The organism is Streptomyces sp. NPDC001056 (assembly GCF_053598955.1).
The window spans coordinates 108,158-120,535 of the sequence record NZ_JBSFLI010000013.1 but is presented as its reverse complement, the minus strand read 5'-3'; the positions used below and the strand labels follow the sequence as shown (position 1 = coordinate 120,535).

Genomic DNA, 12,378 nt, shown 5'->3' with positions numbered 1-12,378 from the left:
CGGACGAGGCGTGCTCAACCCCTTGCCAGTGCCGCGCGCGGCTCGCCTTAATGGTCAGTCACCGAGCAGTCACTTCTGCCCGACCTCTGGGGGACGACAGCAGATGCAGTACGGCCAGGGGCCCGAACGCCCCGCGCAGGACCCACCACCCACTCCGGCCACCCCGCCGCCCGGCCCACCGCCCGGCCCGCCGCCCACCCCGGCGCCGGCCTCCGCGCCTCCCATGCCGGACGTGCCCGCGCCCCCGCCGCACCAGGCGCCGCAGATGATCGACCTGCGGGTCAGCAAGCGCATCCTGTGGATCGGCAGGGCCGTCTACCCGCTGGCCAACATCGCCCGCGTCTACTCCTTCGACCTGCGCCCCAAGCGCAAGGAGGCGGTGCTGCGGTTCCTGCGGTACAGCGCCGGGGCCATCGCCGTCGCGATGCTCGTGATGCTGCCCAGCCTGCCCGTGCTGGCGCTGGGCGGGTCGGACGGGCGGTCCGGCGCGGCCGGCTACGTCGGCTTCGTATGGATCGTCACCGCCCTCGCCGAGATCTTCTTCCTGATCGACATGCTCGGCGTCCTGACCGCGCCCTCGCAGTACGTCCTCGCGGTGGAGACCTCGGGCGCGTCCACCGCGCTGGTCACCAGCCCGGACCGGGGATACCTGGACCAGCTCGTGGGGCAGCTCTCGTACGCCATCGAACACCCGGACACCGAGCTGCGGGTGACGGTGCACAGCCTCACCGTCTCGCCCAGGAACTACTACTTCGGCGACAACGTCAACATGTACGGCGGCAGCGGAAACGTGGGGATCGGCTCATGAGCGGCAACAGCTACCACTACGGCGACAACGTGAACATGTACGGCGGTCAGAACAACCGGGGCATCGTCAAGAACATGGGCGGCGCGCAGCCGGCGCAGGACCCCGCGCTGGTCGCGGCGCTCGCCGAACTCCGGCGCCTGGTCGCGGAGTTGCGGACGCAGGTGCCGGAGTCCAGCGCGGCGCTGCTCGACGAGTCCGTGCAGGCGGCGACCACCGACGCGGCCGTGCCCGCCCAGGAACGACAGCGGGCGCTCATGGCCGTCGCCGGGATCGCGTCGATGGTCGGGACGGTGGGGCAGCCGGTCGCCGAGGCGGTGCGGGCGGTCATCGGGATGATCAGCGGCTGACGGGTACGGCGGCGGCGTCAGGTCCTCGCCCAGTTCTGGGCGGCCGTGCCCGGCTGGCAGGTCTGGGTGGAGACGTTGTTCCCGAAGGACAGGGCGAGGCAGCCGCCGTCGAACGCGGTGCTCAGGGTGTTGCCGGAGCCGGTGTGCCACAGGATCGCGGAGCTGACGCTGCCGCAGTCGCCGACGAACACGTTCTGGCCCTTCATGTTGGCGCTGAGGCAGGCGCCCGTGGAGACGTTGATGATCTTCACGGTGCCGCCGGAGGCGCTGCGGAAGGTCCAGCGGGCGGTGGAGGCGTCGCAGCCGCCGAAGCCGGCGGCGCCGTAGACCTGGGTGACGCACTCGCCGTTCTCGGCGTTCTTGAGGCGGAACGAGCCTCCGGTGGACCCGCCCGAGCCGCCGGAACCGCTGGTGGAGCCGCCGCTGCCGGAGGAGCCGCCGGAGGAGGAGCCGCCGGTGGAGCCGCCGCCCGACGTGCCGCCGGTGGAACCGCCGCTCCCTCCGCCGGTGGTGCCCGAGCCCCCGGAACCGGACCCGGAACCGGACCCGGACCCGGACCCACCGCCGGAAGCCGAACCGGCACCCGAGCCGGAGCCGGTGCCGGAGGCCGAGCCCGAGCCGTCGGCGCCCTTGCCGTCCTGCCCCTTCCCGGCCCCCTTGTCGTGCTTCTTGTCCCCGGCCGGGGACGCCGAGCCCTTGCCGGTCGGTTCGGGGGTTCCCGACGCGCCGGACGCCGTGGCACCGGCCGACACGGAGACGGAGGGACCCGGCGTGCCGGCCGCGCCGTCGCGGTGGGGGCCGGTGACGTACGGCACCAGTTGCACGGCGAGGGTGGCGGCACCGGCCACGACCACGACCGGCACGACGGCCAGGAACACCTTGGTACGACGGCTCCGTTCGGGCCGTTTCGCCCCGCCCTTGCCCACGACGACTGCGGGCTCGGACACGGGCTCGGACGCGGGCTCGGACGCGGGCCGGGGGTCGGGCGCGCTCCCGCCGGGCCCCGGAGCGGTCGGCGCGGGCTCGGACACCGTCCGCGCCTCCTCCCCCGCCTCCCCCGCCTCCGGCACCTCCGGCACCTCCGGCACCTGCGCCGCGAACTCGGCCCGGGGCCGCAGGAGTTCGGTGATCGACGCGGGCCAGAGCGGCTCGGCGGACGGCGCCCGGCCGGCGGCCAGTTCCGCCAGGTCCGCCGCCGTGGGCCGGTTCTCCGGGTCCTTGTCCAGGCAGGCGGCGACGACCTCGGCCAGCTCCGCGTCGATCTCGCGCAGTTCGCCGAGATCGGGCTCCTCGTGCACGATCCGGTACAGCACCGCGTGCCCGGACTCGTCGCCGAACGGCGGGCGCCCGCAGCCTGCGTAGGCCACGACCGAGCCGAGCGCGAAGACGTCCACGGCACTGGTCAACGGCCGCTGGCCCGCCGCCTGTTCGGGCGACATGTACGCCGGGGTGCCCACCACCACGCCGGTCCGGGTCAGCTGGCTCTGGTCGGCGGCGCGGGCGACCCCGAAGTCGATGAGGGTCACGCCGTCGAGGGTCAGCATGACGTTGGACGGCTTGACGTCCCGGTGCACCATGTCCAGGTCGTGCACCGCCGCGAGGTCGGCCGCCGCCATGCGGAGCAGCAGCCACAGCGACCCGGCCGGCAGCGGTCCGCCGTGCGCCTCGACGGCCTCGCGCAGGGTCAGGCCGGGCACGTACGCGGTGGCGAACCACGGCGGACGGGCGTCCTTGTCGCCGACGAGCAGCCGGGCGGTGGCGTCGGCGGGCAGCCGGGCGAGGTTGTCCAGCTCGTGCCCGAAGCGGCGGACGAAGTCCTTGTCCTCGCCGACGACGGAGGGCAGCACCTGTTTCACGGCGGCGTAGCGGCCCTCGTACACCCCGAGGTACACCCGCCCCATGCCGCCCGCCCCGAGCCGCCCCACCAGCGGAATCGGCCCGATCCGCCGAGGGTCCGCACCGTCCAGCGGCTCGACCCCGTTGTCTTCCCCGTTCACCTGTCTCCCCCCGCGGGATGTGAGGATGGTGGCACCAGTGTGAGCGGTCCAGCCCACCGAAACAAAATATCCTTCTAGAAAAACACTCCAATGAGCCGCAAGCAGCAGCGTGGCGAGGCCACCGTCGAACAGCTCCTGGACGCAGCGCTCCGCGTGTACGCGGAGACGGGCGAACAGGGGCTGACGGTTGCCGCGATCACCCGGACGAGCGGCGTCAGTCTGGGCAGCCTCTACCACCACTTCGGCAGCATCGACGGCCTGCTGGACGCCCTGGTGGACCGGTGGCTCGGGCACCTGCTCGGGGAGACGCTGGCCGCGCTGGAGCACACGCGTACGGCGCGCACCGGTATCCGGGCGCTGGTCAGGGCGTACCTGGGCTTCGTGCAGGAGCACCGGGACGCGGCGCGACTGCTGCACTCGGCGCACGCCGACCGCCGGGCCGTGGCCGACGGGCGGCGGCTGCGGGACGCGCAGGAGGCCCGCGTCTCGCCCCTCGTCCAGTGGATCCAGGGGTATGTCGAGCGGGGTGAACTCGCGCCGCTGGAGCCCCCGTTGATCGAGTCCCTGATCCTCGGTCCGGTGGTCGGGATCGCCCGGCGGTGGCTGTCCGGGATCGACGACGTTGACCTCGACCGGGCGGCCGTTCTCCTGCCCGAGCGGATCTGGCGGGCGGTCGCGGCGGACCACGGCACCGGCTGAGAAGCGACACCCACGCGGTCACCGTCGGTTAATCAGTCCCCCGTTCGGCCTGACACCCGTTTCGTTGAAATGGTCCGGGCGGGCATGTCCCCGTCGCCCCCCACGGCATTGCCCTGAAGGGGGCCCTGTCCAGCGGGCCCCCTTCTTCGATGGGAGACGCGTGCGAATCACTGACATCCAGCGTTGCGGGGTACGGCCGGGACGGCTCGTCGAGTGGACGCTGAGCCCGGCCACCGTGGCGGCGGCGGCGCGGTTGCCGGAGGACTCCAGGCCGCCGGCCTACATCCAGGAGTCGCACATCCGCACCGCCAAGTGCGTACGGGACGACGGGCTGTTCGTGCCCACCTGGCTCGGCACCGCCTTCGACCTGCCGGGCCGGGCCGACCTCGACGCGCTCCAGGAGGCGCTGCGGTCCTGGACGTTGCGGCACGAGACGCTGCGCAGCGGGTTCCGCTGGGCCGGTGAGGAACTGCGCCGGTTCACCCTCGACCCCGCCGACGTGTCCCTCCACCGGGAGGAGATCGGGGACTTCGACGACGCCGACGCGCTCGTCCGGCATCTCCAGGACCGGTTCGACGCCGTCGCCGACGCCCTGCGCTGGCCCAACCTCATCTACACCGCCGTCGTGCGCGACGACTCCACCAGCGTCTACCTGGCGTTCGACCACAGCAACGTGGACGCCTACTCGCTGACCCGGATCGCCGCCGAGGTGCACGGGCTGTACGCCGCGATCACGGAGGGCCGCCCCGCCGAGACCCCCGCCCCCGCCGCCAGTTACGTCGACTTCTGCGAGATCGAGCGGGCCGACGCGGACCGGCTGGACGGCGGGCACGACACCGTGGCGCGCTGGCGGGAGTTCATCCGGCGCGGCGGCGGCGTGCTGCCGGCCTTCCCGCTGGACCTCGGCCTCACGCCCGGTGCGCTGCTGCCCCGGCAGTCGATGCTGTGCGAACCGCTCGCGGACGCGGAGACGGCGGCCGCCTTCGAGGCGTACTGCCGGCCGTACGGCGGGAGCCTCGTCGGCGTGCTCGCGGCGACCGCGCTCATCGTGCAGGAGCTGGGCGGGCAGTCGGTGTACCGGACGGTGGTGCCGTTCCACACCCGGGTGCGCTCGCGCTGGACCGACTCGGTGGGCTGGTACGTGGGCGGCGCCCCCATCGAGGTACCGCTGACGGGCACCCGCGGCTTCCCGGACGTCCTGCGGGCCGTGCGCGCCGAGTTGGGCGCGGCCCGGAAGCTGGCCCGGATGCCGCTGGCCCGGGTGCTGGCGCTGCTCGGCACGGACTTCCGGCCCACCTCGCCGGACCTGTACTCGATCGTCTCCTACGTCGACACCCGCGCCGTGCCCGGCGCCGACCGGTGGGAGGACATGCGGGCGCACGCGCTGCTGCGGGTGTCGTACGGCGACCAGGTCTGCGTGTGGGTGAACCGGCAGCACGAGGGGCTGTGGGTGGCCGGACGCTACCCGGACACCGATGTCGCCGCGAAGAACATGCGCCTGTACGTGGAACGGCTGCGGGACCACATCGCCTCGGCGGGCCACGGTCGCCTGTCGGCGGTGTCGTGAGCGCACATCGTTATCCAACCGGGCAACACTGGCCCTGGCACGGAGCAACTACCCCTTTCTACACTGCTGTTGAGGGGGGAGATGCGGTGCACACACAGTTGCACGGGCGGGGGGCGCTCTTCGACGCGGAACCGGCCGGCCTCGCGCCGCGCCTGGTGGGCCTGGTCCCCGGACGCCATCGCGCCCACTCCCTGGAGCACCCGGACGAGCCGCCCTTCGTGGTGCTCACCGGCGCCCGGGGAATGGGCAAGAGCGCGGCGCTCGGCGCGCTGCGGGACGCCTACCAGGGGCACACGCCGGTCGCGTTGATCGACTGTGCGGCGCGCCAGTTCGCCGAGCCGCCCACGGGGCGGCCCCCCGAGTCCTGGTCGCCGTCGGCCACGGCGCTGCTGGTGATCGCCGAGCAGCTGGCCGAGCCGGTGACCGGCGCCGGGCGGATCGCCTTCCCGCGGCTGATGGCGGGCCTGGTCGCGGTGGCCGCGGGCGGCTGGGGCGACGCCGAGGCGGACCGGATCCGCCGGGAGGTCGAGCGCATCCTGCTGCTGAACGACCGGGGCGGGAAGTTCGGCGCGTTCGCCGGCCGCTGGGCGGGCAAGGTCGCGGCGAAGGTGGTGGCGGCCACCACCCACACCACTCCGCTGGTCTCGGGCGCCATCGAGGCCACCCTGGAGTCCATCGCCGAGGGGTTCACGGGCCACCGGCAGCAGAAGGCGTCCGAGTGGTACCGGTCGTATCCCAACGCGGGCGGCAACGCCCAGCGCGGGCTGATCCTGCTGTCCCAGCACTTCCGCGACGGCGGTGGCTCGCGCGAGCACGCGGAGCGGTATCTGGTCCGGGCCCTGCTCGCCGACCTCACCGAGGCGTACACGGGGTTCATGGCGAGGATGCAGCGCCTCGGCCGGCCCCTGGTGCTGCTCGACAACGCCCAGACGACACCGGGCCCCGAGCTGACCGCGGCCGTGCTGCGCGACCGCGCCGAGGGCATCGGCGACCGCGTCGCCTTCGTGGCCGCCCGGCGCGGCGACGGACGCGAGGAGCTGCCCAACGCGGCGCGCCGGCAGTTGGCCGAGGTCGCCCGGCGCACCGACTGGGCGCCGGACCCGGCTCCCTCCTCGCGCGCCCTGCTGGTCGCGCTGCCCCCGCTGAGCGCCGACGACACCCTGCACATCGTCGGCGCGCTCTGCGCGGACACCGCCGTCCCCTCCCATCTCCCGTCCGCTACCCACCGGTTGACCGGCGGCAACCCGCTCGGTGTCGTGCTGCTCGCCCAGTCGGCCGCCCAGCACCTGCCCGGGGTCACCTCGCTGGGCGAGCTGCTCACCGCGGAGGTCCGGCCGGCCGAGGACCAGCCGGCGCTGCCCGCCCACCAGGCGCTGCTGGACCGGCTGGTGCCGGCCGAGTACCTGGAGGAGCTGACCGTGCTGGCCGCCGCCCACGACCACGGCTCGGCCCGCGCCCTGGCCGCGGCGCTGCTGCCGGACACCTTCGGGCCCGCGGACATACGGGCTCTTCAGACCTCGCTCGCGGCGGAGGGACTGCCCGTCGTCCCGGACCAGTTCGTCGGCGATCCGTTCGTGCGGGCGCTGCTGTTGCTGAGGCTGCATCTGCGCGACGAGGACCACGCGTCCTGGCGCCGCGCGCACGAGACGCTGATCGAGCACTACGCGGAACCGGAGCAGGCGCCGTACCGGCTGCACCACGAACTCGCCCTCGGGGACGCCGAGCCGGCGGTCGCGCGACTGCGGGACGACTTCGCCACCGCCGACACCCGCGTGTGGCTGCGCACCCTGCGCTTCATCGCGTCCGCGCCCTACTTCCACGCGCACGACGCCGAGGGCCGCGACTTCGGCGGGCGCGGCGACCGGCGGGCCGCGGTCGCGCTCGGGACGACGGACGCCGCCTACCCGGTGCCGCGGGACGTCGACGCCGTACTGCACCTGCGGATACGGCGGTTGCTGCACGCCGTGTGGGAGCTGACGGACCCGCTGGTGCTGCCCGACCCGAAGGTGTGCGACCGGCTCCGCTTCGAGCTGGAACAGCTGTCCAACCTGCGCCCCGCGGCGGGCGCGCTGCTCTGGCGGGCCTCCCGGGACTGGCCGGCCGCGGTGCTGGCCGGGCGCCCGCTGGACGGCCCGGAGGATTCCGATGACGACGGGCGTGGGGAGGCCTGATGGCGGGCGGGGGCATGGGGAGCTGGGTACGCGAGCACGTGTGGGAGATCCCGCTGCGCCGGTATCTGTCCCTGGCGCTGGCGGCGGCGCTGGTGGCCGGCGGGGTCTTCGGGGTGCGCACCGCGATGCGCGAGGCCCGCCAGTGCGCGCCGGGAGTGTCGCGGCCTGCGGGCGGCAGCGAGTGCCTGGGCGTGGCGACCGGGCCGTACGACTTCGGGCAGGACCAGTTCCACCAGGTGGTGGATTCGATCCGCAAGGAGAACTCCACGCTGGAGGCGGGCAGTTACGTGACGGTGGCGCTGATGCTGCCGTTCACCTCCAGCACGCCGACCGATCTGAACGACATCGGGCACCAGCTCCAGGGCGCCTATCTCGCGCAGTACGCGGCCAACCACGACCCCACCGGGCAGCCCCCGAAGATCCGTCTGGTGCTCGCCAACTCGGGTACGGGCAAGGACAGCTGGAAGCCGACGGTCGATCAGCTGGACCGCATGACCCGGAGCGCGGACCGGCTGCGGGCGGTGGTCGGCATAGGGCAGAGCACCGACCCCAACAAGGAAGCCGTCGCGGCACTGACCAAGTACCACATCCCGGTGGTCGGCTCCTCCATCACCGCCGACGACCTCGCCAACGGACGGCCCGGCAAGGACCCGGACCCCTACCCCGGCCTCGCCCGGGTGGCGCCGACCAACACCGACGAGGCCCGCGCGCTCGCCTCCTTCGCCAAGAAGAACGCGAGCAAGCCCGTCCTCGTGTACGACGATCCGGGCGACCCGTACACGAACTCGCTCAAGCGGTCGCTCACGTCCCTGCTGGACATCTCGTACGACAGGCAGCAGTCCTTCGCCCGGTCCGACGCCTCGACGGAGTTCGGGAACATCGTGCCCACGCTGTGCAGCACCTCCCAGGGCACCCGCACGATCCTGTTCGCGGGACGGCACACCCAGCTCCAGCAGTTCATCAACGCGCTGGGCGGCCACAACGGCTGCCCCGGCAACTCCTTCCAGGTCCTCACCGGCGACGAGGCGTCCTACCTCACCTACGACAAGAACCTGGACCGGGACGCCCTGGGGAACAACATCACCTTGCTCTACACGTCCCTCGCCCATCCGGACGCCTGGGCGAAGAACCCGCCGAAGACCGGCGGCTCCACGGCGGACTACGACATCCTGAAGGGGCTGCTGGACAACGACAAGCGGAGGCCGATCGGCCCGGTCGCGCTCGACGACGGCCAGCTGATCATCGGCTACGACGCGATGCAGCTCGCGGTGAACGGCATCCACCACTCGGTGCCGCGGGGCGGGAAGACACCCCCTCTCTCGGCTGTCGGACGTGCCTGGTCGCACGTCCGGGGCCCGCTGAAGGTGCACGGGGCGAGCGGTTGGATCTGCCTGGACGGGCACGGCAACCCCTATGACAAGGCCGTCCCGATCGTGCGGCTCAACGCGAAGAACGGCACGCAGTTCGTCCAGCTGGCCTGGCCGCAGGGCAGGCCCCCGACCGAGAACTGTCCGATGACCTGAGGGCGGGGTCAGGGCGCCGCCCCCAGCATGGTGATCAGTTGTTCGAATTTACGGCGCCAGTCCATGTCCGAAGGGCCGCTCTCGCCCTGGAACTCGTGGGTGAAGCGCAGCACGCACTCCGCCGCCCCGTCCCGCTCCAGGTGGAACCGCAGCCGGCCGCCGCCCTCGTCGAGGGTGTACTCCGCGACCCGGTCCACGTCCCACGCGGTGACCCGCCCCGAGCCGAGGCCCCGCAGCGAGACGGCGCCGTCGAGCCGGGGTTCGAGAGCGTGGACGGCGGTGCACCACGCCCCGATCCCCTCGGGGGTGGCCACCGCCGTCCAGACGTCTTCCATGGGCCTCGGGAGCCGCACCAGGAAGTGGAGTATGTGCGTGTTCCCGTGGGTCTGACTGGTGCCCTGTGCGATGGAACCGCTCATGACTCCAGTGTGGGCGACCCTCGGCTCACACGCCCGCGTAGGAGTGCTTGCCGCTGACGAAGATGTTCACGCCGTAGAAGTTGAACAGCCAACAGGCGAACGCGATCATCGCCAGGTAGGCGGCCTTGCGGCCCTTCCAGCCGGCCGTCGCACGGGCGTGCAGGTAGCAGGCGTAGGCGACCCAGGTGATGAACGACCAGGTCTCCTTCGGGTCCCAGTTCCAGTAGCGGCCCCAGGCGTCGCCCGCCCAGATCGCGCCCGCGATGATCGTGAACGTCCACAGCGGGAAGACGGCCGCGTTGATGCGGTAGGCGAACTTGTCCAGGGAGACGGAGGCGGGCAGCCGCTCCAGGACCGAGGACGCGAAGGAGCCCGGCTTGATCCCGGCCTCCAGCTTGTTCTCGTACGAGTCCTTGAACAGGTACAGGATGGTGGCGACCGCGCCGACGTAGAACACCGCGCCGCAGAAGATCGCGGTGGAGACGTGGATGTACAGCCAGTACGAGTGCAGGGCCGGGACCAGCTGGTCGCTGGCCGTGTAGAGCACGGTCACGGCGAGGCCGAGGAGCAGCAGCACCGTGGTGGTCAGGAACAGGCCCAGCCAGCGCACGTTCTTCTTCAGGCCCAGCAGCGCCAGGTACACGCCGACGGCGACCGTGGTGAACGTGATGCTGAACTCGTACATGTTGCCCCACGGCGCCCGCTGCACCGAGGCCGCGCGGGCGACCACACCGGCCAGCTGCACCACGAAGGCCAGCACGGTCAGCGACACGGCGATCCGGCCGTACAGGTCGCCCTGGACGTCCCCGCCGTGCGCGCCGGGCCCGTCCGGCACGTCGCGGGAACCGGTCGCCGAGCGGACGACGACCTTCGGGCGCTCCAGTACGGCGGTGCCGCCCGCCTTCTGGACGGTGACGGCCGGACGGCTCACCTTCTGGACCGTGTCGGCGGTGCCGGCGGTGAGCGCGTTGGCGGTACGGGCCACCTTGCTGCGGCTGCCGAAGATCCATTCGGCGATGTAGGCAAAGAAGGCCAGGGTGTAGACGGCCATCGCGGAGTAGATGAGCGTGTTGCTCATGCTCGCGAGATGCTCGTTGGTCGCGACGGCCAACTGTGTTGCGGCGGCGAGAGTCACTTCTCAGCCCCTTCGGCAGGTACGACGTGAGGGTCGGGGGAGGTGGAAGGGTCGTCGTCGGGGTCGGGTGCCCCCGGCGCCTGGTCGTAGAGGATTCCGGCGAGGTCGCCCAGTTCCTCCGGCAGCTTCGCGGACTCGCTGCGGCCGAGCCCCGCCATCTCGACGACCGTCACGCCGTCGGCGCCACGCACCGCCCGCACCCACACGCGGCGGCGCTGGATGAACAGGGACGCGGCCAGGCCGAAGATGGCGGCGAGCGCGCCGGCCAGGGCCCAGGCGCTGCCCGGCTCCTGGACGATCTCGAAGCCGGCCCACTGCTTGACGTCCTTCTCGAAGGTGATCGAGCCCGCGCCGTTCGGCAGCGTCAGGGTGTCGCCGGGCTTGAGCAGCTTCTTCAGCAGCTGGCCCTTGTCGTCCTTGAACGCCTTCATGTGGGTCTTGTCGAGCTGGTACACGCTCTGCGGGATGCCCGCGTCCACGCCCAGGTCGCCGTGGTAGGCGTTCACCGCGAGCAGCGGGTTCACCAGCGCCGGGAACTGCGACAGCATCGTGCCGGCCTTCGGGTCGAAGGTGGGCACGAAGAACGCCTGGAAGCCGAGCTGCTCGCTCTTGCCCTGCGGGTTCGTGTAGCCGTCCATCACCTTGACCACACCGTTGGAGGTGACGTTGCCGTCGAGCGGCAGCAGGGGCACGGCGTCCTTGTAGACGATCTTGCCCTTGCCGTCGCGGACCGTGACGACGGGGGCGTAGCCGTGGCTGACGAGGTAGACCTTGGAGTCGCCGATGTGCAGCGGCTCGTTGACCTTGATGGTCGTCGTCTTCCGCGCGCCGTCCGCGCCCACGCTGTAGTCGATCTTCGCCTGGTAGGTGCGGGGCGTGCCCCGGTTGGGCCCGCTGACCTCGTAGGTGCCGGTGAACTTCTTCAGGTCGAAGCTGAACGGCACCAGCCCGTCCGGCTGGAACAGGCTGCCCGACTTGAAGTCGTCGTACATCGGCAGCGCGTTGGAGAAGCCGTCGCCCTCCACCATCAGCTTGGTGCCGTCCGACTTGTACATCTGGCCCCAGGCGAAGGAGATCAGCAGCACGATCAGGGCGACGTGGAAGACCAGGTTGCCCAGTTCACGCACATAGCCCTTCTCGGCGGCGACCGCGTCGCCCTCGGTGTGGGCGCGGAAGCGGCGCTTGCGCAGCAGCGCGAGCGCGGCCGCGCGCACCTCCTCGGGCTCGGCCGTCGTCCGCCACGTCGTGTACGCGGGCAGCCGGGTCAGCCGCTTGGGCGCGCCCGGCGGACGGCCGCGCAGCTGGCCGACGAACTGCCAGGTGCGCGGCACGATGCAGCCGATGAGGGAGATGAACAGCAGGATGTAGATCGCGGAGAACCACACCGAGCTGTAGACGTGGAACAGGCCGAGCTTGTCGTAGACCGGCGCAAGCGTCTTGTGCATGTCCTTGAAGGCGTCGACCTTGTTGACGTCGGCGCCGGTCTGCGGGATCAGCGATCCGGGGATCGCGGCGAGCGACAGCAGCAGGAGCAGCAGCAGCGCGACCCGCATGGACGTCAGCTGCCGCCAGAACCAGCGGATCCAGCCGACGACCCCGAGGGCGGGCATGCCGGAGAGCGGCTCCTCGGTCGGAGCGGTGGACAGCTGGGAGCCGGCGGCGCCGAGGTCCTCCTGGTCCCGGCCGGCGTCGGTTTCGGTCTTGCTCATCGA

General features: G+C 72.1%; 10 protein-coding genes. 6 read left to right on the top strand and 4 right to left on the bottom strand.

What is annotated here, in order from left to right; translation table 11 throughout:
- Positions 1-223: 223 nt before the first annotated feature.
- Positions 224-808 (top strand): DUF6232 family protein, encoded by a 585-nt coding sequence (locus ACWDD7_RS17830; protein ID WP_351864475.1) that lies wholly within the window; start codon positions 224-226, stop codon positions 806-808.
- On the top strand, positions 805-1,155 hold the full coding sequence (locus ACWDD7_RS17825; RefSeq protein WP_351864478.1) for a hypothetical protein: 351 nt from the start codon (positions 805-807) through the stop codon (positions 1,153-1,155). The genes ACWDD7_RS17830 and ACWDD7_RS17825 overlap by 4 nt, the downstream gene beginning before the upstream one ends.
- A 17-nt stretch (positions 1,156-1,172) precedes the next feature.
- Here ACWDD7_RS17825 and ACWDD7_RS17820 read toward each other — a convergent pair whose 3' ends face one another.
- A complete protein-coding gene (locus ACWDD7_RS17820) occupies positions 1,173-3,152 on the bottom strand; it encodes a protein kinase domain-containing protein (protein ID WP_450457981.1) in 1,980 nt (659 codons plus the stop codon).
- Positions 3,153-3,242: 90 nt separating this feature from the next.
- Between ACWDD7_RS17820 and ACWDD7_RS17815 the strand changes: the two genes are divergently transcribed.
- From ACWDD7_RS17815 to ACWDD7_RS17800, 4 genes are all read left to right on the top strand, one after another.
- Complete coding sequence (locus ACWDD7_RS17815) at positions 3,243-3,851, top strand: TetR/AcrR family transcriptional regulator (RefSeq protein WP_450457980.1); 609 nt, start codon at positions 3,243-3,245, stop codon at positions 3,849-3,851.
- A gap of 160 nt (positions 3,852-4,011) precedes the next feature.
- Positions 4,012-5,418 carry a condensation domain-containing protein gene (locus tag ACWDD7_RS17810; RefSeq protein ID WP_450457978.1) on the top strand — a complete coding sequence of 469 codons (1,407 nt, stop codon included), beginning with the start codon at positions 4,012-4,014 and terminating at the stop codon, positions 5,416-5,418.
- A gap of 86 nt (positions 5,419-5,504) precedes the next feature.
- The gene (locus tag ACWDD7_RS17805; RefSeq protein ID WP_450457977.1) at positions 5,505-7,589 is read left to right on the top strand and encodes a hypothetical protein; all 2,085 of its coding nucleotides are present in this window, start codon (positions 5,505-5,507) and stop codon (positions 7,587-7,589) included.
- The gene (locus tag ACWDD7_RS17800) at positions 7,589-9,112 is read left to right on the top strand and encodes an ABC transporter substrate-binding protein (RefSeq protein WP_450457976.1); all 1,524 of its coding nucleotides are present in this window, start codon (positions 7,589-7,591) and stop codon (positions 9,110-9,112) included. Before ACWDD7_RS17805 ends, ACWDD7_RS17800 begins: the two co-directional genes overlap by 1 nt.
- 8 nt (positions 9,113-9,120) lie before the next feature.
- Here ACWDD7_RS17800 and ACWDD7_RS17795 read toward each other — a convergent pair whose 3' ends face one another.
- Genes ACWDD7_RS17795 through resB form a run of 3 tightly spaced genes read right to left on the bottom strand, consistent with a single transcriptional unit; the run spans position 9,121 to position 12,375 of the window.
- Positions 9,121-9,531, bottom strand: coding sequence for a hypothetical protein (locus tag ACWDD7_RS17795; protein WP_450457975.1), 411 nt, complete (start codon positions 9,529-9,531; stop codon positions 9,121-9,123).
- A gap of 25 nt (positions 9,532-9,556) precedes the next feature.
- On the bottom strand, positions 9,557-10,666 hold the full coding sequence (gene ccsB, locus ACWDD7_RS17790; RefSeq protein ID WP_351864494.1) for a c-type cytochrome biogenesis protein CcsB: 1,110 nt from the start codon (positions 10,664-10,666) through the stop codon (positions 9,557-9,559).
- Positions 10,663-12,375 carry a cytochrome c biogenesis protein ResB gene (gene resB / locus ACWDD7_RS17785; protein WP_450457974.1) on the bottom strand — a complete coding sequence of 571 codons (1,713 nt, stop codon included), beginning with the start codon at positions 12,373-12,375 and terminating at the stop codon, positions 10,663-10,665. Before resB ends, ccsB begins: the two co-directional genes overlap by 4 nt.
- Between the last annotated feature and the right edge of the window lie 3 nt (positions 12,376-12,378).